The 21,410-nt window shown below is 71.3% G+C and carries 15 protein-coding genes; 5 read left to right on the forward strand and 10 right to left on the reverse strand.

From position 1 onward, the window contains the following. Window positions 1-26 precede the first annotated feature (26 nt). The 6 genes from AB0M02_RS45540 to AB0M02_RS45565 form a co-directional block, all read right to left on the reverse strand. Window positions 27-3,251 carry an Rne/Rng family ribonuclease gene (locus AB0M02_RS45540; protein ID WP_364238768.1) on the reverse strand — a complete coding sequence of 1,075 codons (3,225 nt, stop codon included), beginning with the start codon at window positions 3,249-3,251 and terminating at the stop codon, window positions 27-29. Between the two features lie 133 nt (window positions 3,252-3,384). Next, complete coding sequence (locus tag AB0M02_RS45545) at window positions 3,385-4,125, reverse strand: TIGR03936 family radical SAM-associated protein (protein ID WP_364238769.1); 741 nt, start codon at window positions 4,123-4,125, stop codon at window positions 3,385-3,387. Window positions 4,126-4,178: 53 nt separating this feature from the next. Continuing rightward, complete coding sequence (locus AB0M02_RS45550; protein WP_364238770.1) at window positions 4,179-6,167, reverse strand: TIGR03960 family B12-binding radical SAM protein; 1,989 nt, start codon at window positions 6,165-6,167, stop codon at window positions 4,179-4,181. 20 nt (window positions 6,168-6,187) lie between these two features. Beyond that, window positions 6,188-6,532, reverse strand: a complete 345-nt coding sequence (locus tag AB0M02_RS45555; RefSeq protein ID WP_364238771.1) for an STAS domain-containing protein — start codon at window positions 6,530-6,532, stop codon at window positions 6,188-6,190. Beyond that, window positions 6,525-9,029 carry a SpoIIE family protein phosphatase gene (locus AB0M02_RS45560; RefSeq protein WP_364238772.1) on the reverse strand — a complete coding sequence of 835 codons (2,505 nt, stop codon included), beginning with the start codon at window positions 9,027-9,029 and terminating at the stop codon, window positions 6,525-6,527. The genes AB0M02_RS45555 and AB0M02_RS45560 overlap by 8 nt, the downstream gene beginning before the upstream one ends. 29 nt (window positions 9,030-9,058) lie before the next feature. Then, the gene (locus AB0M02_RS45565) at window positions 9,059-9,856 is read right to left on the reverse strand and encodes an alpha/beta hydrolase (RefSeq protein ID WP_364238773.1); all 798 of its coding nucleotides are present in this window, start codon (window positions 9,854-9,856) and stop codon (window positions 9,059-9,061) included. Between the two features lie 194 nt (window positions 9,857-10,050). Between AB0M02_RS45565 and AB0M02_RS45570 the strand changes: the two genes are divergently transcribed. Then, on the forward strand, window positions 10,051-11,586 hold the full coding sequence (locus tag AB0M02_RS45570; protein ID WP_364238774.1) for a hypothetical protein: 1,536 nt from the start codon (window positions 10,051-10,053) through the stop codon (window positions 11,584-11,586). 3 nt (window positions 11,587-11,589) lie between these two features. On the opposite strand, the gene AB0M02_RS45575 is transcribed toward AB0M02_RS45570, so the two are convergent. The 3 genes from AB0M02_RS45575 to AB0M02_RS45585 all read right to left on the reverse strand — a co-directional run bounded on the left by AB0M02_RS45575 (window position 11,590) and on the right by AB0M02_RS45585 (window position 17,295). After that, on the reverse strand, window positions 11,590-12,261 hold the full coding sequence (locus tag AB0M02_RS45575; RefSeq protein ID WP_364238788.1) for a lysophospholipid acyltransferase family protein: 672 nt from the start codon (window positions 12,259-12,261) through the stop codon (window positions 11,590-11,592). A gap of 145 nt (window positions 12,262-12,406) precedes the next feature. Further along, window positions 12,407-15,529 (reverse strand): isoleucine--tRNA ligase, encoded by a 3,123-nt coding sequence (ileS, locus tag AB0M02_RS45580; RefSeq protein ID WP_364238775.1) that lies wholly within the window; start codon window positions 15,527-15,529, stop codon window positions 12,407-12,409. Between the two features lie 245 nt (window positions 15,530-15,774). Beyond that, window positions 15,775-17,295 (reverse strand): alkaline phosphatase D family protein, encoded by a 1,521-nt coding sequence (locus AB0M02_RS45585; RefSeq protein ID WP_364238776.1) that lies wholly within the window; start codon window positions 17,293-17,295, stop codon window positions 15,775-15,777. Window positions 17,296-17,354: 59 nt separating this feature from the next. Here AB0M02_RS45585 and AB0M02_RS45590 point away from each other — a divergent pair, with 59 nt between their 5' ends. From AB0M02_RS45590 to AB0M02_RS45605, 4 genes are read left to right on the forward strand one after another with little or no spacing between them, the layout of a single operon-like run. Beyond that, window positions 17,355-18,368: a hypothetical protein gene (locus AB0M02_RS45590; RefSeq protein ID WP_364238777.1), complete on the forward strand. Its 1,014-nt coding sequence runs from the start codon at window positions 17,355-17,357 to the stop codon at window positions 18,366-18,368. Window positions 18,369-18,396: 28 nt separating this feature from the next. Continuing rightward, the gene (locus AB0M02_RS45595) at window positions 18,397-19,356 is read left to right on the forward strand and encodes an ABC transporter ATP-binding protein (protein WP_364238778.1); all 960 of its coding nucleotides are present in this window, start codon (window positions 18,397-18,399) and stop codon (window positions 19,354-19,356) included. Further along, a complete protein-coding gene (locus tag AB0M02_RS45600; RefSeq protein ID WP_364238779.1) occupies window positions 19,353-20,114 on the forward strand; it encodes an ABC transporter permease in 762 nt (253 codons plus the stop codon). The genes AB0M02_RS45595 and AB0M02_RS45600 overlap by 4 nt, the downstream gene beginning before the upstream one ends. Beyond that, the gene (locus tag AB0M02_RS45605) at window positions 20,111-20,896 is read left to right on the forward strand and encodes an ABC transporter permease (RefSeq protein WP_364238780.1); all 786 of its coding nucleotides are present in this window, start codon (window positions 20,111-20,113) and stop codon (window positions 20,894-20,896) included. The genes AB0M02_RS45600 and AB0M02_RS45605 overlap by 4 nt, the downstream gene beginning before the upstream one ends. On the opposite strand, the gene ndk is transcribed toward AB0M02_RS45605, so the two are convergent. Further along, on the reverse strand, window positions 20,897-21,313 hold the full coding sequence (gene ndk / locus AB0M02_RS45610; RefSeq protein ID WP_364238781.1) for a nucleoside-diphosphate kinase: 417 nt from the start codon (window positions 21,311-21,313) through the stop codon (window positions 20,897-20,899). Between the last annotated feature and the right edge of the window lie 97 nt (window positions 21,314-21,410).

A 21,410-nucleotide genomic window follows, 5' to 3' on the forward strand; every position in this document is an offset into this window, starting at 1 on the left:
AACTGCCGGGCCGCGTGCTCACCAGCTCAGGGCCGGGTACGACGGCGTGTGCCACCACGGCGCGACCGGCGACGGGTACCCGTCCCGGCGCCCACCGGCTCGTCGTCGTCCTCGTCCTCCTCGGCCGCGTCCGGGTCGTCGGAACCGGCCAGGCGCATCGGCTCGGCCGGCTCGTACTCCACGCCGTTCGCCTCCGACGACTCGTAACGGGACAGGTCGTACCCGCTGATGTCGTACTCGTCGTCCCCGTCCGAGGTGGTCAGCGCCGCCTTGCCGGACGCGCGCACGATCCCGGAACCGGTGACCGGCTCCACCGCCTCGGTGACCGGCGGCGCCTCGGCGACCTCGGCGACCGGACCGGCCTCCTCGACCACCGCGGGCGTCTCCGCCACCACGACCGGCGTCTCCGCCATCACGACCGGCGTCTCCGCCTCCACGACCGGCTCGGCGCCACCACGGCGCCGGCGGGACTTGCTCGGCGTCTGCTGCTGCGGTGCCGGCGCCTCGGTACGCGCAGCCGCCGCCACCGCCTTCACCTGGCTCCCCGCACCGTTGCCGCTGCTGCCGCCGCCACGCTTCTCCGGCACCGGCTCCGGGTGGATCAGCACGCCACGGCCCTTGCAGTGGTCACAGGTCTCGCTGAACGCCTCCAGCAGACCCGCACCGATCCGCTTACGGGTCATCTGCACGAGGCCCAGCGAGGTGATCTCGGTGACCTGGTGCTTGGTCCGGTCCCGGCCCAGGCACTCGGTCAGCCTGCGCAGCACCAGCTCGCGGTTGCTCTCCAGCACCATGTCGATGAAGTCGATCACCACGATGCCGCCGAGGTCGCGCAGCCGCAGCTGGCGCACGATCTCCTCGGCCGCCTCCAGGTTGTTGCGGGTGACCGTCTCCTCCAGGTTGCCCCCGGCACCGGTGTACTTACCGGTGTTGACGTCCACCACGGTCATCGCCTCGGTCCGGTCGATCACCAGGTGACCGCCGGAGGGCAGGAAGACCTTGCGGTCCAGGCCCTTGAGGATCTGCTCGTCGATGCGCCACTCGGCGAAGGCGTCCGCCGTGCCGGTGTGCCGCCGCAGCCGCTCGACCAGGTCCGGCGAGACCGAGTCGAGGTAGTTCTCGACCTCGGCGTACGCCTGCTCGCCCTGCACGACCAGCTCGCGGAAGTCCTCGTTGAACAGGTCCCGGACGACCCGGATGACCAGGTCGGGCTCCTCGGACAGGGCGCGGGGCGCGTTGCCCTCGGCGGCCCTGGCCTGGATGTCCTCCCACTGCGCCTGCAGCCGCTTGACGTCACGGGCCAGCTCGTCCTCGCTGGCACCCTCGGCCGCGGTCCGGACGATCACGCCGGCGCCGTCCGGCACCAGCTTCTTCAGGATGTCGCGCAGCCGCTTGCGCTCGTTGTCCGGCAGCTTGCGGCTGATGCCGGAGGCGTTGCCGTTCGGCACGTAGACCAGGTGCCGGCCGGAGAGCGCGATGTGGCTGGTGAGCCGGGCGCCCTTGTGCCCGATCGGGTCCTTGGTGACCTGCACCAGCACCGAGTCGCCGGAGCGCAGCGCCTGCTCGATCGAGCGGGCCCGGCCCTCCAGACCGGTGGCGTCCCAGTTCACCTCACCGGCGTACAGCACAGCGTTGCGGCCGCGACCGACGTCGACGAAGGCGGCCTCCATGCTCGGCAGCACGTTCTGCACCTTGCCGAGGTAGACGTTGCCGACCATGGTGCCGGACGTGGCCCGGGCCACGTAGTGCTCGACCAGGATGCCGTCCTCGAGGACCGCGATCTGGGTCCGGTCCGACTTCTGCCGGACCACCATCACCCGGTCGACCGCCTCGCGGCGGGCCAGGAACTCCGACTCGCTCAGGATCGGCGGTCGGGTCCGGCGCTGCTCACGGCCGTCCCGGCGGCGCTGGCGCTTGGCCTCCAGGCGCGTCGAGCCGGAGACACCCTGCACCTCGTCGCTGCGGCGGGGCTCGCGCACCCGCACCACGGTGTGCACGCCGTCCTCGATACCGCCGGCCTCGGAGTCACCGCTGGAACCCTTGCGGCGGCGGCGCCGGCGACGACGCGTGACACCGTCACCGTCACCGTCGGCCTCGCCGTCACCCTCCTCGTCCTCGTCGCCGGCCGAGGCCTCGGCCGCGTCCTCATCGGAGTCGGCGTCGGAGTCCTCGGACTCGCCGTCCTCGGACTCGTCGGACGGGCCCTTGCCACGGCCACGGCCACGACGGCCACGACGGCGCCGGCGACGGGCACCGGCCTCGTCGTCCTCGTCACTGTCGTCGTCGATGCCGTCCTCGACGTCGTCGGCGGTCTCGTCGGGCTCCTCGAGCACCGGCTGGGTCTCGGTGGCCTCGACCTCGGCCGGCTCCTCGGCGGCGCCACGGCGACGGCGGCGGCTGCGGCGGGTGACCTCGGTGGGTTCCTCGGCGACGGGCGCCTCGGCCTCGGCGGGCACCTCGGCGACCGCGGTCTCGGCGACCACCGGTTCCGCGACGGGGCGGCGGCGCCGGCTCACCGGGGCGGGCTCGGTCTGAGCCTCCGGCGGCATGAAGAGTACGGCGGGGGGCAGCGCGGCACGGCGGGTCCGGGCGGGACCGGCAGGCTGCTCCTCCACGAAGTCGTCGTCGAGCGGGAGGATGCCGACAACCGGGACACCGGCGGCGCGGGCCGCGGAGGCGGCCTCGACAGCGGCGTCCTCGATGAGCGCGGCCTCGTCCTCGTCGTCCTCGGCCGGCTCGCCCACGGCGCCGGCCTGCGGTGCGGCGATCGTCACCGGGGCGGCGGGGGCGTCGACAGCGGTGGCCACGGTCTCCGGCTCGGCGGCGACCGGCTCGGGCTCCACCTTCTTGCGACGGGCCCGGGTGGCCTTCTTCACCGGCGCGGGCGGGGCGGCCTCTCCCTGAGTCTCCTCGCCCGGAGCAGGCTCGCTCTGCTCGACCGACGCGGCCGGCGCGGCGGCCTTGCGGCGGCTGCGGGTGGCCTTCTTCACCGGCGCGGGCGGGGCGGACTCCCCCTCCGGGATCGCCGCGTCGACGGCGGCGGCCGCCTCGATCGCGGCTCCGGGCTCAGCACCCTGCGAACCGGCCTCCGGCGAACCGGCCTCCGGCGGGGGCGCTGCCACCTTGCGACGCGTCGTCCGCGTCCGGCGTGCCGGGGTAGTGCTTGCGGCGGTATCACCGGGCGGAGGAACTGCTCCGTCCCGTTCACCGCCCTGATCTCCCAGGTTCACTGGGGGCTCGTTATCGAGCATGGGGCGCTCTCCAGTTCTCGCGACCCCGGGCGCGGGTAAGCGCTGCCACGCAGGATCGCTGCAAGTGTTCCGGTCCCGGCCGTTTCCGGCCGGGCTTCCGAAGTCTGCCAACGAACACCGACCGGTACCCCGATCAGCGTCCTCCGATGCCGACGTCCCCGCGATCCGCGTCCAACGGATCGACGATCTCCCCCTGCGCGGTGAGTGTGCCCTGGGCCAGCCGGGTCACCCTGGGGGGCACCGGCGGCTCCAGGCCGGCCACCACGCGCAGGCCGGAAAGGACGTCATCGGGCCGTACGGCGGGCGTTACCTGCCGTACGACAAGGTCGATTATCGCACACGGTACTCCAATGGCCCCGGAAGGTAGGACCGGCTCGCCGGTCACCGTGAGGCTGTTCACCGCCGCGCGCGCGTCGAAGGTGCGCTTGCCCTGCTTGGTCATGCGCTCCACCAGGACTTCCTGAGCCGCCAGGAAGGCACCGACGGCGTCCTTGGCGATCGCCGGCTCGACCTCGGGAAGTTCCAGCCGCCAGTGCGAGGCGTCGATCCGGTCGGCCAGGCCGCCGCCGCCCTCTGTGGCGATCACCGCTTCGAGAATGTCCAGGCCAGGTGAGAGTGCCGCGTCCAGCGCGACCCGCAACTGCTCCGGGTCGACGGTCGCCTGCAGGCCGATCTCCAGGTACTCCGCCTCGCTGCCGACGCCGGTGGGAGCCGCGCTCGCGTACGAAATCTTGGGGTGTGGGGTGAAGCCCTGCGAGAACGCGATCGGCACGGCGGCGCGCCGCAACGCCCGCTCGAAAGCGCGAGCGAAGTCACGGTGTGAGGTGAAACGCAGGGGGCCGCGTTTCGCGTACCGCAGGCGGATGCGCTGCACGATCGGCGCCTGACCGCCAACGGGTTGGTTCTTCGGGGGAATTGTCGTTACTCCTAAGCAGGGACCCTTTGAAGAGGGCCTTCAGTCGAGTCTTGGGCGGCGGGCGGGGCGGTTGGACGGGTCACGGGGGTCAGGGGCAGAAGCTTCTTGCCGGTCGGGCCGATCTGGATCTCGGTGTCCATCGACGGGCAGACACCGCAGTCGAAGCACGGGGTCCAGCGGCAGTCGTCCTGCTCGTACTCACTCATGGAGTCCTGCCAGTCCTGCCAGAGCCAGTCCTTGTCGAGGCCCGAGTCCAGGTGGTCCCAGGGCAGGACCTCCTGCTCCTCGCGCTCACGGGTGGTGAACCAGTCGAGGTCCACGCCGAGGCCCGGCAGCACCTCGTCGCAGGCCTCCACCCAGCGCGCGTAGGAGAAGTGCTCGGACCAGCCGTCGAACCGGCCGCCCTTCTCCCAGACCCGGCGGATGACCTGGCCGACCCGGCGGTCGCCGCGCGAGAGCAGGCCCTCGATCAGTGACGGCTCGCCGTCGTGGTAGCGGAAACCGATGGCGCGGCCCAGCGAGCGGTCGCTGTTGATCTCCTGCTTGAGCAGCTTGAGGCGGGCGTCGATGACCTCGGGACGCTCCATCGAGGCCCACTGGAACGGGGTGTGCGGCTTCGGCACGAACCCGCCGATCGACACCGTGCAGCGGATGTCCTTGGTGCCGGCGGCCTCGCGGCCGGCCCGGATCACCTCGTGCGCCATGTGCGCGATCTCCAGGACGTCCTCGTCGGTCTCGGTGGGCAGGCCGCACATGAAGTAGAGCTTGACCTGCCGCCAGCCGTTCGAATACGCCGTGACGACGGTCCGGATCAGGTCCTCCTTGGTCACCATCTTGTTGATGACCTTGCGGATCCGCTCCGAGCCGCCCTCGGGCGCGAAGGTGAGGCCGGTGCGCCGCCCGTTGCGGGACAGCTCCTGCGCCAGGTCGATGTTGAACGCGTCGACCCGGGTGGAGGGCAGCGACAGCGAGACGTTGGTGTCCGCGTACTGCTCGGCGAGACCGGAGCACATGTCGCCGATCTCGGAGTGGTCGGCGCTGGAGAGCGAGAGCAGGCCGACCTCGGAGAAGCCGGAGAACTCCAGGCCCTGCTGCACCATCTGGCCGACCGTGGTGATCGACCGCTCCCGCACCGGGCGGGTGATCATGCCGGCCTGGCAGAACCGGCACCCGCGCGTGCAGCCGCGGAAGATCTCCACCGCATACCGCTCATGGACGGTCTCGGCGAGGGGGACCAGGGGCTTCTTCGGGTACGGCCACGCGTCCAGGTCCATCGTTGTGCGCTTGGCCACCCGGAACGGCACGTCCGGCCGGTTCGGCACGACGCGCTGGATCCGGCCGTCGGGCAGGTAGTCCACGTCGTAGAAGCGCGGCACGTAGATGCTCTCGGTCCGCGCGAGGCGCAGCAGCACCTCGTCCCGCCCGCCGGGGCACCCCTCGGCCTTCCACTCCCGGATGATCCCGGTGATCTCCAGGACCGCCTCCTCGCCGTCACCGAGCACGGCGGCGTCGATGAAGTCGGCGATCGGCTCCGGGTTGAAGCTGGCGTGCCCGCCGGCCAGCACGATCGGGTGGGTCTCGTCCCGGTCGGCGCTGTTCAGCGGAATACCGGCGAGATCGAGCGCGGAGAGCATGTTCGTGTATCCGAGCTCGGTGGCGAACGAGAGCCCGAACACGTCGAACGCCTTCACCGGCCGGTGCGCGTCGACGGTGAACTGCGGGACGCCGTTCTCCTTCATGAGCGCCTCGAGGTCCGGCCACACCGAGTACGTCCGCTCGGCGAGCACGTCCTCCTGCTCGTTGAGCACCTCGTACAGAATCTGCACGCCCTGGTTGGGCAGGCCGACCTCGTAGGCGTCCGGATACATCAGCGCCCACCGGACGGTGGTGGTGTCCCAGTCCTTGACGACGGCGCCGAGCTCGCCGCCCACGTACTGGATCGGTTTGCTGACCCGGGGCAGCAGCTGCTCGAGCTGCGGGAAGACGGAACTCACGCTCATGGGTGTCCAGGGTACGCGGCTTACGCGTTCAACTCTGCCGCGGCCCTTTCCAAGTCGGTGGCCAGGAGGTCGCTGCGGAACGAGCAGAGCTGCAGCGTCATCCGGGCCGCACCGCGCTCGCCGACAACCAGCTTGATCGGCGTCCCCCGGTCGGACAGGTCGCCCACGATGAAGTCGAGCAGCCGCACGCCGGCGCTGTCCAGGAACGAGACGGCGGTCAGGTCGATCAGCACCGCGTCCGCGTCGGTCGCGTGAGCCACGATGGCCCGGCCGATGTCGTTGGCGTTGGCCAGGTCGATCTCGCCCTTCAGGTGGATCAGCTCCGCGGCACCACGCTGGGAGAAACTAACCCACTGATCAGTCATGGTCGCCTCCGCGATGCCGTCGCATGGTGACCGTAGTCCCCTCACCACGGTCGAAGATGACCTCGTCCATCGAGTCCTCGATCAGCTGGAGCCCGCGGCCGTGTACCACCTCGGTGCCCGGTCCGCGCCACGTGCCCCGGTCGCTGACCCGGACCTCGACCGCGTCGCCGCTGACCGTCGCGGCCACGTCGACCACCCCGAACGGGTCGTCCCGGTAACCGTGCTCGATCGCGTTCGCCACCGCCTCCGAACAGGCCAGCAGCACCGCGTTGACGCAGTCGGTGTCCACCGAGTGGCCGATCAGCCAGCCGCGCAGGTCGGCGCGCAGCAGCGCGATCTGCAGCGGGTCGGCGCCGATCGAGCGCTCGAGGCGCTCCTCGGTGCCGAGCGTCAGGCAGAGCAGGCAGACGTCGTCGGCGTGGTCGCGGCCCACCATCGTGTCGGCGAGCCCGGCGGTCAGGCCCTTGAGCGGCGCGTCGCGGCGCCGGGCGTACTCGCGGGCGAGCAGCTCGAAACCGCGGTCGATGGCCCGGCCGCGGCGCTCCACCAGGCCGTCGGTGTAGAGCAGCAACCGGCTGCCGGCGGCCAGGCGCACCCGCTGCTCGGTGCGCCGCCGGTCACCGGCCCGCGAGCCGAGCGGCGCCGACCGGGCCTGCATCAGGTACTGCGGCGAGCCGGCCGGTTCGTGCAGCAGTGGCGGGAGGTGGCCGGCGCACGCGTACGCCAGCTCGCCGCTGTGCAGGTCCACCTCGGCGTAGACGACGGTGGCCATGCGCGCCGACTCGACCCGGTCACAGAACCGGTCAAGTCCCTCCAGCAGCCGGGCCGGGCCGTTCTCGGCCGAGGCCAGCGCCCGGATCGCGCTGCGCAGCTGTCCCATCGTGGTGGCCGCCTCGATGCCCCGGCCCACCACGTCGCCGACCACCACGGCCAGCTTGCTCGACGTGATCAGGAAGGCGTCGAACCAGTCGCCGCCGACCTCCAGGTCCTGCGCCGCCGCCTGGTAGTACGTCTCCACCGCGAACCGCGGGTCGCCACCGGGCACGTCCGCCGCCAGCAGGCTGCGCTGCAGGGTCCGGGCGATGGCCCGCTCCTGCTCGTAGAGGCGCGCGTTCTCGCAGGCGAGCGCGGCCCGGTCGGCCAGGTCGGCGAGGAAGAGCCGCTCCGCGCCGGCGTCGCGCCGGTCCGGCGCCATCCGCAGCGAGAGCGTGCCGAGCACCCGGCCACGCACGGTGAGCGGAAGGATTGTGCAGCCCAGCCGGTCACCGTCGGTGGCGAAGATCGGCTCTGCCGTCTCGACCGCCTCGGTGATCCGCTCGGCGAGCAGTTCCGCGTCCGGAGGTGGGCCGCCGGCGTCCTCCAGCAGGCCGGCCGGGCCGATCTGGAGCCGCACCGCCGCCCAGTCCGCGATCTCCGGAACCACCCGCTCGACCAGGCGCCGGGCCCGCTGCAGCAGGCGGTGCTCCTCGTCCAGCGAACGGGACGTGGCGGCCAGGAAGATCGCCCGCTCCTCGCGGCGGCGGGCGTCGTCGTAGAGCCGTGCCCGGTCCAGCGCCTGACCGGCCTGCTGACCGAGCAGGCGGATCACGCGGAGCTCGCCGTCGCTGAGCGCACGCTCCTCGCGGAAGCTGAACGCGAGCACGCCGAGCACCGTGACACCGTTCTGGTCGTCGGCCGGGCCGGTGGTCAGCGGCAGCAGCACCACGGTGTTGCGGCCGGACCGGCGCATCGAGTCGGCCAGGTCCGGGAAGTGCTGCTGCGCCTCGGCCAGCGACGCGACCACGTGCAGGTCGCCACGCCGGGCCACCTCGGCGACCGCCCGCGACGACGAGCGCGGCATGTCGTCCCAGTTGCCGGTGGTCGGGTCGGTGGAGGCGACCGCGACCAGTTGGTCACGGTCCAGGTCGATCAGATAGATGCTGCTGCTGGCCGCGTCGAACGCCGGCTCCGGGGCGCGCAGCACGGCCTCGGCCACCTCGGCCTCGGTCGGTGCCGCGGACAGGTCGGCCACTATCTGCTGCAGGACCCGGACCCGCTGCTCGGAGGCCTCCGCGGCGCGCCGGGAGGCGAGCAGTTCCCGCTCGTAGCGGCGCCGCTCGGTGGCGTTGAAGACCATCGTCCGGATGATCCGCGGGGTGCCGTTCGCACCGCGCTCCAGGACCGCGTTGACCAGGGTGGGCAGCCTGCGGCCGTCCTCGCGTACCACCTCGAGGGCGATCTCCTGCACCTCGCCCTGCATGCTCAGCAGCGGCGCGTAGTGCGTCTCGTGGTAGATCTGGTCGCCCGGTGAGAGCAGGTCCCGGAACCGGCGGTGCCCGATCAGGTCCGCCCTCGCGTAGCCGGTCCAGGCCAGGAACGTCTCGTTGACCCGCACGATCGTGCCGTCCGGGAGCGTCGTGAGGTATCCGCACGGGGCGTGCTCGTACAGATCCTCAGGATCGTCGTCCCAGGGCAGTCGTAACTCCTGTGTCACGTCCGGCCCACCAGTTTCATTCACGCCACTGCTCCGCCGATCATGCCCGCTGTCTACAACCAGGACTTGATGGCGTCAACCGTCTCCTCCGGAGCACTCAGATTCGGACAGTGGCCGGTTGCGTTCAGGGCCAGGAAGGTGCTGCCCGGAGTGTGCTTGTGGACGTACTCGCCGACCACTGTGGGCGCGATGACGTCGTCGGAACACTGCAAAATCAGCGAGGGTACGCGAGAACGCGGCAGATCGGCCCGGTTGTCGGAGAGGAACGTGACCCTGGCGAACTTCTTGGCGATCTCCGGGTCGGTACGGCAGAAGCTGTTCTTCAGCTCCTCCCCCAGCTCGGGCCGCTCCGGGTTCCCCATGATCACTGGCGCCATCGCGCTCGACCAGCCCAGGTAGTTGCTGTCCAGCGACTCCAGCATCTCCTCGATGTCGGAGCGGCCGAACCCGCCGATGTAGCCCTCCGCCTCGTCGTTGATGTAGCGCGGCGACGGGCCGACCATCACCAGCCCGGCGAACCGCTCCGGCTCTCGGTTGGCGGCGAGCAGGCCGATGATCGAGCTCACCGAGTGGCCCACGAAGATCACGTCGCGCAGGTCGAACTCGCGCACGATCTCCAGCACGTCCTCGGCGTACCCGTCCAGGCTCGAATAGCGGGCGTCCTGGTATGCGGCGAGATCCGACCGGCCGTTGCCCACATGGTCGAAGAGCACGACGCGGTGGGTGTCGGTGAAGGCCGGTGTCACGTAGCGCCACATGTTCTGGTCGCAGCCGTAACCGTGGGCGAAGAGCATGGGACGGCCGGACTCCGCCCCGGACATCGTGACGGCGTTCTTCTGCGTGGTTCTCATCTCAACCTTCCGGAGGGGGCCGGGCGGATGCGAGGTCCGGGTAACCATACGACTCCGGAGCGTTTCGCACATCGCCCTCGTTGTCCGGCATTCGTGTACGGCGTCCTGTTCCCGCCCGGCCGTCCCGCTGGCGCAGCGTCCCTAACCTGGGGGAAGACGATCGTCGCCAGGCGCGCGGAAGGAGAAGGAAAACCATGGCCGACCAGCAGCCGGTCGACCCCGCTCCGGCCGCCGGGGCACCCGATCCGACCAGGGCCGAGGACCCCGCCGAACCCGCGACCCGGGATCTGCCCTCCCGCTGGAGCGGCGCCGCGGCCGTCCCCGAGCCGTCGCCGCGCCGCTCGATGTGGGACCGCCTGCGCGATCGGGTGACCGGTCCGAGGCAGGATCGGGCCGAGGACCACTGGGCGACCATGCCGGCCGTCGACCCCTGGGCCGACCAGGACACCCCCCTCTGGCCGGAGGGTTACGCCACCGACACCCTGCATCAGTCGCCGTCGCCGGACACCGGCATGCCCCCGACGCGGCTCGACGCCGCGCCTCCGCCGACCCGGCTGGACGCGTCCGCTTCGGCCTACCCCAACGCGGCCTCGCCCGCGGCGGCGAAGGCCGCGGACGTCGCCGAGAAGGCCGTGGCCGACGCGATCGCGGCCGGCGCCAAGCTCGTCGGAGCCGCCAAGTCCGCCGCCGCCGTCGCCGCCGCGAAGGCTGCCGAGCAGGCGGCCAAGGCCGGCCATGTGGCGAAAGAGATCAGAGAAGGCTTCGGCCCCGACCCGGAGAAGAACCCCCACCCGGCCAAGACCTCCGACGCGGGCAGGACCCCCGACACGGGCAGGACCCCCGACGCGGCGAAGGCCGGCCAAGCCGCCGCGGCCACACCGTCCGCGCGGCCCACCCTGCCTCCGCCGGGCACGTATCCGCCGCCGGCCGCCGGCACCGGACTCCCGCCGCAGCGCCCGGCCCCGCCGGCCGGTGCCACCGGGCTCTCGCCGCAGCGGCCGGCCAGATTCCGGCCCTGGCGGCGTGCGCCCAAGGCGAAGACCGCCGCACCCGCCCGGATCCCGGTGCAGCCCCGGCCCGTGCAGCCGCGTCCACCACAGCCTCGGCCCATGCCGTCGCGTCCCGCGCCTCCGCCGTGGGCGGCACCCCCGAAGAAGCGGGGACGGCTGCGCCGCTGGATGCGGCGGATGACGCTGCTGACCATCGTGGGCCTGGTGCTCTGCTGCGGCGGCCCGCTCGCCTACTGGCAGTTCCCCGCCGCCCGGCAGTACCCGGTCAGCGCGGTGCTCCCGTCCACCTTCGACGACCTCGACCTGCGTGACACCGACGCCGGGAGACGCGCCGCCGAGCGGCTGGCCGCGCAGTTGCAGGACGCCGGTTCGTCCGGCGAGGCCTTCGCCGGCATCTACACCGACCGGCGCGGGAAGCGGGTCACGCTCTTCGGCGTGACCGGCTGGCGGACGACCCCCGCCTCCGACGTGGACGCCCAACTGGAGAGACTCGCTGACGAGCTCAAGATCAAGAGCATTGAGACGTACGACGTGGGCGAGTTCGGCGTGCACGAGCGCTGCGGTGTCGGCCGCCTCGACGGCGCCTCGGTGGTCGCCTGCGCCTGGGCCGACCACGGCAGCCTCGCCACGGTCCTGCTGACCCGGCGCTCCCTGTCCGAGAGCGCCGAGTTGGTCGCCGAACTGCGCTCCCAGGTGCTCACCCCCAAATACTGGGGGTGAGGGTCACTCCTCGCGCTTGGGCGGGGCGTACCTCGACACGTACTCCTGGCCGGTCAGTTTCTGGATCTCCAGCATGACCTGGTCGGTGAGCTCGCGCAGCGCCGTCCGGTCGTCGGAGCGGCCGATCGTCTCGATCGGCTTGCCGAACTTGACGGTCACGGTGTTGCGCATGAGCTTCGGGTAGAGGCGGCCGATCGGCTGCACCTTCTCCGTGCCGAGCATGCCGACCGGGATGATCGGCACGCCGGCGGCGACCGCCAGGCGCGCCACGCCGGTGCGCCCCCGGTAGAGCTTGCCGTCCGGGGAGCGGGTGCCCTCGGGGTAGACCGCGACCAGGTCGCCGGAGTGCAGTGCCGGGATGGCCGCGTCGAACGCGGTGAGCGCCGCCCGGCCGCCGGCCCGCTCGACGCGGATCGCGCCGAGGCCCTCCATCAGCTTGCGGTTGAGGAAGCCCTTGACGCCGGTGCCGGTGAAGTAGTCCGACTTGGCCCAGAACGCCAGGTGGCGCGGCACCACGGCACCGAGGAACAGCTCATCGGCGACCGAGAGGTGATTACCCGCGAAGATCGCGCCCCCGGTCCGTGGGATGTGCTCGATGCCTTCGACGCGCGGCCGCCAGCCAATCATCAGCGTATTGCCGACGGTGGCTTTGCCGATTGAGTAGAGCAGCGGCAACTCGTCCTCCGGGAACACCAGGGTGCCTAGTAGTGGAAAGGGGTGAGGAGAGGTTATCGGACCCGGGCGCGGAAGTACCTAATGATCTTGCGCCGAGGCCCGGACATTCGCCCCCACCAGGCGAACATCCGGGCCAATCGGTTGATTAGCTCGCTGTGACCTTGACCGCTACCGGCTCGCCGTCGCCGACCTCGCCGCCGAATCCGGTGACGCCGGCCTCCAGTTCGGCGAACGACACCGAGGTGGCGAGGGTCTCACCGGCCACGAACTCCTGGAACGTCTCGACCGCCGCCCGCACCGCCGGCGAGGCCGACAGCTCCAGCGTGATCCGGTCGCTGACGTCCAGGTCGGCGTCGCGGCGGGCCTGCTGCACGACGCGGATCACGTCGCGCGCCAGGCCCTCGGCGGCCAGCTCCGGGGTGACCGCGGTGTCGAGCACCACGACGCCGCCACCGGCCGGCAGCGGCGCGGAGTTCTCCACGTCCGCGGCGACCAGCTTCAGCTCGAACTCCCCCTCGGCGAGGGTGACGCCGGCCGCGACCGGCGCGCCGTCGACGAGCTGCCACTCGCCCGCCTTCACCGCCTTGATCACCTGCTGGACCTGCTTGCCGACGCGCGGGCCAAGGGCACGCGGGACGACGGTCAAAACCTGCTGACAGTACGCGGCGACGTCGTCGGTGAAGACAACGTCCTTGACGTTGACCTCGTCCTTGAGCAGGTCACCGAGCCCGGCCAGCCGCGCGCCGGACGGGGTGGCCACGGTCGCGGACGCCAGCGGCAGCCGGACCCGCAGGCCCTTCGCCTTGCGCAGCGACAGCGCCGCCGAGGCCACGTCCCGGATCGCGTCCATCGACGCCACCAGGTCGTGGTCGGCCGGGAACGCGTCCGCCGAGGGCCAGTCGGTCAGGTGCACCGAACGGCCGCCGGTCAGGCCGCGCCAGATCTCCTCGGCGGTCAGCGGCGCCATCGGCGCCACCACCCGGCAGAGGGTCTCCAGCACGGTGGCCAGGGTGTCGAACGCGTCCTCGTCACCGGCCCAGAAGCGGTCCCGGGACCGGCGGACGTACCAGTTGGTCAGCGCGTCAAGGTAGGAGCGGACGCTGGCCGCGGCACCCGAGATGTCGTAGTCGTCCATCTGCTTCTGGACGTCGGTGACCAGCTCACCGGTCTTGGCGAGCACGTACCGGTCGAGCAGGTGCGTGGAGTCCGCCCGGAACTTCGCCTCGTAGCCGGAGGCGTTGGCGTAGAGGCTGAAGAAGTACCAGACGTTCCAGAGCGGCAGCAGCACCTGGCGCACCGAGTCCCGGATGGCGACCTCGGTGACCGGCATGTCCCCGCCACGCAGCACCGGCGACGACATCAGCATCCAGCGCATGGCGTCCGAGCCGTACGTGTCGAACACCCGGTAGACGTCCGGGTAGTTCCGCAGCGACTTGGACATCTTGCGCCCGTCCTCGCCCAGCAGGATGCCGTGGCTGAGACAGTTGAGGAACGCCGGCCGGTCGAACAGCGCCGTCGCCAGCACGTGCATGGTGTAGAACCAGCCGCGCGTCTGGCCGATGTACTCGACGATGAAGTCGCCCGGGTAGTGGTGCTCGAACCACTCCTTGTTCTCGAACGGGTAGTGCACCTGGGCGAACGGCATCGAGCCGGACTCGAACCAGCAGTCCAGCACCTCCGGCACCCGCCGCATGGTCGACCTGCCGGTCGGGTCGTCCGGGTTCGGCCGGGTCAGCTCGTCCACGTACGGCCGGTGCAGGTCGGTGACCTTCACGCCGAAGTCGCGCTCCAGCTCCTCGTACGAGCCGTAGACGTCGACGCGCGGGTACTGCGGGTCGTCCGACTTCCACACCGGGATCGGCGAGCCCCAGAACCGGTTCCGGGAGATCGACCAGTCACGGGCGTTGGACAGCCACTTGCCGAACGAGCCGTCCTTGATGTGCGACGGCGTCCAGCTGATCTGCTGGTTCAGCTCGACCATCCGGTCACGGAACCGGGTGACCGCCACGAACCACGAGGAGACCGCCTTGTAGACGAGCGGGGTGTCGCAGCGCCAGCAGTGCGGGTACGAGTGCGTGTACCCGTCGTGGCGCAGCACCACGCCGCGCTCCTTGAGAGCGGCGATCACCGGCTTGTTCGCGTCGAAGACCTGCAGGCCCTCGAAATCGGGGACCAGCGAGGTGAACCGGGTGTGCTCGTCGACGGTCACCACGGTCGGGATGCCGGCCGTGTTGCAGGCGTTCTGGTCGTCCTCGCCGAACGCCGGCGCCATGTGCACGACCCCGGTGCCGTCCTCGGTGGTCACGAAGTCCGCGCCGAGGACCTGGAAGGCGTTCTCCCCGCCCGGCTCGACGAGGAAGTCGAACAGCGGGGTGTAGCGGCGCCCGACCAGCTCCCGGCCGAGAACAGAGCCCGTCTGCTCGTACCCCTCAAGCTCTTTGGCGTAGGCACCCACCCGGCCGGCGCCGAGCAACAGCTTCTGGCCGTCCTTCTCCAGAACCGCGTACTCGATGTCGGGGCCGACAGCGAGCGCCAGGTTCGACGGCAGCGTCCACGGCGTGGTCGTCCAGACCGCGATGTCCTCGCCGGTCTCCAGCCGGAACTTCACGGTCAGCGCCGGGTCGGTCCGGTCCCGGTAGACGTCGTCCATCCGCGTCTCGGTGTTCGACAGCGGGGTCTCGCACCGGAAGCAGTAGGCCAGGACGCGGAAGCCCTCGTAGACCAGGCCCTTGTCATGCAGCGTCTTGAACGCCCACATGACCGACTCCATGTACGCCGGGTCGAGCGTCTTGTAGTCGTCGGCGAAGTCAACCCACCGGGCCTGGCGCGTCACGTAACGCTCCCAGTCCTTGGTGTACGCCAGCACCGACGCCCGGCAGGCCTCGTTGAACTTGTCGATCCCCAGCTCGACGATCTGCGCCTTGGTCGTGATGCCGAGCTGCTTCTCCGCCTCGACCTCGGCGGGCAGGCCGTGGGTGTCCCAGCCGAACCGGCGCTCCACCCGCCTGCCGCGCATCGTCTGGTAGCGCGGCACCAGATCCTTCACGTAACCGGTGAAGAGGTGCCCGTAGTGCGGCAGGCCGTTGGCGAACGGCGGGCCGTCGTAGAAGACGTACTCGTTCGAGCCGTTCTCCCCGGCCGGGCGCCGCTCCACGGACGCCTCGAACGTCTTGTCGGCCGCCCAGTGATCGAGGACCGCGCGCTCGACCGCCGGCAGGTCCGGCGAGGCCGGGACGCCGGTCGCGTCGCTGTGCTTCGGATAGGCCATCGGTAGTTCTCCTCAAGCAGTTCACAACTCGGAACTGCGAGGACGAGCGCTGAACACGCCCGCGGTACCACCTCGCTTGGCGTTCGGGGGAACGCCCGCTCATTCGCCGGAGTGCTGCGCGGTCCGGTTGCCGCCCGGTTCTACTGAGGCTTGCGCCTGTTCTTCCGAAGGCTCCCCGGTGATGGCCGGTTCGGCGCCTGCGTGGCAACAACGATACCGGCCACCCCCGGATTCCCTCATCCGCATTACGCGTGCAGCGTCGTGGTCCAGAGAGCGGTGCCGTCACGGTCCCGCAAATGTACGGTGAACGCGCCCGACTCCCCGTCGATGTTCACCTCGCCGAAGTGCTGGAACCCGCTCGCCGGTGACGTGTTCGCGGCCGGCGGCGCGTTCACGAAGACCGCCTCCGGCCCGAACGTCGCGTCGAGCGCGTTCGGCCCGAAAGCGCCCGCGTGCGCCGGACCGGACACGAACTCCCAGAACGGCGTGAAGTCCTGGACCGCCGCCCGCGCCGGGTCGTAGTGGTGCGCGGCGGTGTAGTGCACGTCCGCGGTGAGGAACACGATCCCCTTCACCCGGTGCCGGTGCGCTGCCCGCAGCACCTCGGCGAACTCCAGCTCGCGGCCCTTCGGTGCGCCCGGGTCGCCCTGCGCGACGCCCTCCTGCGCGGCGGCGCCGTCCGGCACGACCAGGCCGAGCGGCAGGTCGGCGGCGATCACCTTCCAGGTGGCACGACTGCGGCGCAGCCCGTCGATCAGCCAGGCTCGCTGGACGGCGCCGAGCAGGCCGCGCTTCGGGTCGGCGTACGTGTTGCCGTCGTTGACGTCCTTGACAGTGCGCATGTCCAGCACGAACACGTCGAGCAGCGGCCCGTAGGAGATCTTCCGGTAGATCGGCGCGGCCCGGTCCGGCAGCGGCAGCCACTCCAGGTACGCCTGCTGTGCCCGGGCGGCGAGCACGTCCACCCGCTTCTCGGTGTACCGGGTGTCGGTCAGGATCTCCCCCGGGTACCAGTTGTTGGTCACCTCGTGGTCGTCCCACTGGTTGATCTGCGGCACCTCGGCCGCGAACCGCCGGTAGTGCTCGTCCAGCAGGTTGTACGCGTACTGGCCGCGGAACTCGTCGAGGGTCTCGGCGACCTTGGACTTGGCGTCGGTCATCAGGTTCCGCCAGATCCGGCCGTCGGGCAGGGCGACGGTCTCGGTGAGCGGGCCGTCGGCGTACACGGTGTCCCCGCTGTGCAGCAGGAAGTCCGGCCGCCGCTGCCGCATCGACTCGAAGATCCGCATGCCGCCGAAGGCGGGATCGATGCCCCAGCCCTGCCCCGCGACGTCGCCCGTCCAGACGAACCGGATGTCGCTGCGGGAGGCCGGCGCCGTGGCCAGCCGCCCGCTCACCGGCGCGCTGAACAGGCCGGGCCGGTCCAGGCTCTCCACCCTGACCCGGTAGTACAACCGCTCGCCGGCGGGCAGTCCGCGCAGCCGCACCTTGCCGGTGAAGTCCGTCTCCGGGGTCACCACCGGGCCGCGCAGCACCCGGGAACCGCGGAAGTCCGGCCGGCGGCTGGTCTGCACCCAGAGCCGCCCCGGCCGGTCCGCCCGGCTCCAGACCACGGCCGAGCCGCCGGTCACGTCGCCGCTCTGCACACCGTGGGTGATCAGCGGCCGGGAGCCGCGCGAGGAGAACGCCAGCGCTTCGAACACCGCGCCGGCGGCTCCACCCGCGAGGCCGGCCCGCAACAGGTTCCGTCGTGAGATCGAAGTCATGCTCTGATACCTATCGATCGGATCTGGCCGTCTGGTGGCCACTGCCTAAACTTCGACATGTGATCCGGATCGAGATCGACGAACCCACTCTGGCGCGCACCCGGATCGCGATCAGCCCGCTCGCCGAAGCCGTGTGCAGCCTCTACCTGCTGCACCGCAACCCGGACCGGGTTCCGTGGCCCTACGACGGGTGGGCGCGCGAGGCACGCCGCGTGCTGCGCAGCGACCCGGCGACCGAGCCGGTGTCGCTCTACTTCCGGCTGCCCGGCGCCTCGCCGGACTTCCTCGACCCGCTCCCGGAGACCGCCCTGCCCACCTTCGCCGAGCAGGTGGCCCGGCTACGGGAGACGCCGGCCGAGCTGATCTCCGAGCAGCTCGACAAGTACTACCCGGACGGTGACGTGCCGGATTTCCTGCGGCCGTTCCGCGACGACCGGCACACCGCGCTCAACCGGCTCGCCGACGGCCTCGAGGCGTACTGGGAGGGTGCGATCGCCCCGCACTGGCCGGCCATGCGGGCGGCCCTCGACGAGGAGGTGCTGCTGCGGGCCCGGGCGCTCGCCGCCGACGGCCCGGACGCCCTGCTCGCCCGGCTGCACGAGCGGATCCGCTGGGAGCGGCCGGTGCTCACCCTGGTCAAACCGCTGGAGCACTCGTTCGACGCGGTGAACCAGCGGCTGCTGCTGGTCCCGCTGATCTTCTCCCGCGGCGCGCTGATGTGCTCGACCGACCACCCCGACGTCGTCATGGTCACCTACCAGTCCCGGGGTGCCGCGCTGCTGGCCTCCACGCCCGCGCCCGTGCCGGACTCGGACCGGCTCGCGCTGCTCGTCGGCCGGGGCCGCGCCGCGGTCCTGCGCGCGCTCACCGTGCCGGCCACCACAACGGCGCTCTCCGTCTCCCTGGGCCTGGCACCCAGCACGGTCTCCGAGCACCTCACCGGTCTGCAGGCGGCCGGCGTGATCCACCGCCGCCGGGCCGGGCGCCGGGTCCTGTACGGCCTGGAGCCCGCGGGCGTCGCTCTGGTCACGCTCCTGGGCGGAGATTCGGCCGGAACCGAATCCGTTTCCTGAGTCCCCCGGCCGTTCTACGTTCGCGGCCATGGGAAGTGAGTACGCCATCGAGGCGGAGGGCCTGCGCCGCACCTACCGGCAGCGCCGCCGCGCCGTCGTGGAAGCGGTCCGGGGCGTGGACCTGACGATCCGGCCCGGCGAGCTGTTCGGCCTGCTCGGACCGAACGGCGCCGGCAAGACGACCACCATCAAGATGCTCAACACGCTGCTGATCCCGACCTCCGGGACGGCTCGGATCTGCGGGTTCGACGTGGTCACCCGCACGCGCGAGGTGCGGCGCCGGATCGGGTACGTGTTCGGCGGCGACCGCGGCCTCTACGACCGCCTCTCCGGGCTGGACAACCTGCGCTACTTCGCCGAGCTCTACGGTGTGCCTCCGCACGCGCAGAAGGCCGCCATCGCCGAATCGCTCGAGGTGGTCGGACTGGCCGGGCGGGAGAACGAACGGGTCGAGGGCTACTCGCGGGGCATGCGGCAGCGCCTGCACATCGCGCGCGGCCTGCTGCACGAGCCGGACGTGCTCTTCCTCGACGAGCCGTCGATCGGCGTGGACCCGGTCGCGGCGCGCGAACTGCGGGCGACCGTCGCCGATCTGGCGGCAAACGGCACCACGGTGCTGCTCACCACCCACTACATGGCCGAGGCGGACGAACTCTGCGACCGGATCGCGGTGATCGCCGACGGCCGGATCCAGGCGCTCGGCACACCCGCCGAGCTGCGGCGCCGGGCGGACGGGCGTCGGGTCGTGGAGGTTGAGGCGTACGGCGTACCCGACTCCGCGATCACCGCTCTACGGGGGCTGCCCGGCGTCCGCGAGACGGCGGTCGAGGAACGCGGTTCGCTGCAACTGCTCACCGTCCAGTCCGACGCCCACCTCGACGTGCAGGGTGACGTCCTGCGGGAACTGGCCGGTGTCCGGCTGGGCCGGGTCAACAGCCGGGAGCCGACCCTGGAGGACGCGTACGTGGCGATCGTGAGCGCGGCATGAGAACCCTGATGATCGGCGTCCTGCTGCACGCCAAGCACATGAGCCGGTCCCCGTTCGAGATCGCGATCGCGCTCGTCGTGCCGATCGTGCAGGCCACCCTGGCGGTCTACCTGTTCCGCGCCGCCGGCGAGCCGCACCGGCTGATCGAGGCCGCGGTCGGCGCCGGGCTGATGGGCGTCTGGTCCACCGTGCTCTTCGGGTCCGGCGGCGCGATACAGAACCAGCGCTGGCAGGGCACCCTGGAAATGATCATGCTGGCACCGCGGCGCCCGGTCGCGGTGCTCCTGCCGATCACCGTCGCGACCGCGGTCACCGGCACGTACGCCCTGCTCGCCACGCTGCTCTGGGGCCGCCTGCTCTACGGCATCCGGCTGGAGTTCGCCCACCCGCCGGCCTTCCTCGCCGCGGTGGCCGCCTGCGTGGCCGGGCTCGGCATGTTCGGGCTGCTGCTGGCCTCGGTGTTCGTGCTGATGCGCAACGCCAACGCCCTGGCGAACCCGCTCGACTACCCGGTCTGGCTGCTCTCCGGGATGCTCGTGCCGATCAGCGTGCTGCCGTCCTGGACGTTGCCGCTCGCCGCGATCCTGCCGACCACGTGGGGCGCTCGCGCCGTCCGGGAAGCCGTCTCCGGCGGGCCGGTCTGGCCGTCCGTCGCGCTCTGCCTGGCCATCAGCACGGCCTGCCTGGCGCTCGGCGCGTACTGCCTCACCTCGTTCGAACGCCGCGCCCGCGCGGCCGGAACCCTGGCGCTGTCATGAGCACACTGCGACTGATCACCACGGGCGGCGCGCTCGCGTACCGGGCCCTGTTCAACTGGACCTCACCGGCGATGTACGCGGGAACCCTGCTCGCCGGCCCGACGTTCCAGCTGATCTTCTTCGCGTATCTCGGCCGCCAGCTGCAGGTGGCCGACGACCGGTTCTTCATCGTCGGCAACGCCGTGCTGGCCGCGTCGACCGCCTGCGTCTACGGCGGGACGATGGCTGTCGCCAACGAACGCCGGTACGGAACCCTGGGACACGTGCTGCTGTCGCCTCGCAGCCGCACGGCGATCTTTTGGGGGCGCGTTCTTCCGTACGCTTGCAATGGTCTTCTGATAGCGGCTTTCAGCCTGACCGTCGGCTCGCTGCTGCTCGGCCTGCACATCCCGCTCGCCGCGCTGCCCGGCCTGGCCCTGGCGCTCGCGGCCGGCTCGGTGTCCTGCGCGTTCTTCGGTCTCACGCTGGGCGCGCTCGGCCTGCGCTTCCGCGACGTCTTCGTCGTCTCGAACGTCGCGGCGGCCCTGCTCCTGCTGCTCACCGGCGTGAACGTGCCCCGGGGCGACCTGCCGCAGTGGATGATCAGCGTCGGACAGGCCCTGCCGATCACCCACGCGGCGGAGGCGGCCCGGCTGCTCGCCGCCGGGCACGGTCTCGCTGTGGCACTGCCGGCACTGGGCACGGAACTGCTGGTCGGCGCGGGTTACGCGCTGGCGGCGGCCGGACTGCTCAAGGTTTTCGAGGCGGAATCCCGCCGCCGGGCCAGCCTGGAGACGATCTGATTACAGCTTGGGGAACCAGAGCGCGAGCTCACGCACGGCGCTCTCCGGAGAGTCGGACGCGTGCACCAGGTTCTCCCGGTTGGAGAGAGCAAGATCACCGCGGATCGTGCCGGCCGCGGCCTTGCGCCCGTCGGTGGCGCCGATCATCGCGCGGACCACGTCGATCACCGAGTCACCGGAGAGCACCAGCGCCACCAGCGGCCCGCTCGTCATGAACGCCTTCAGCGGGGGGTAGAAGTCGCGCTCGACGTGCTCGGCGTAGTGCTCGTCGGCCAGTGACGGCTCCATCGTGCGCAACTCCAGCGCCTCGATGACCAGGCCCTTACGCTCGAAGCGGGACAGGATCTCGCCGAGCAGGCCGCGGCGGACCGCGTCCGGCTTGACGAGGACGAGCGAACGCTCGGTGGAGCTGGACACGCGGTTCCTCCGTAAAGACGACTGCCCGACACGCGGGAGGTTCAGCCTATCGGTACCACGAACGGGGTGAGCGGCGATGCCCGGACTGCCGCACTTT

Origin of the sequence: Actinoplanes sp. NPDC051861, from assembly GCF_040681145.1 — a bacterium.
Lineage (GTDB): Bacteria > Actinomycetota > Actinomycetes > Mycobacteriales > Micromonosporaceae > Actinoplanes.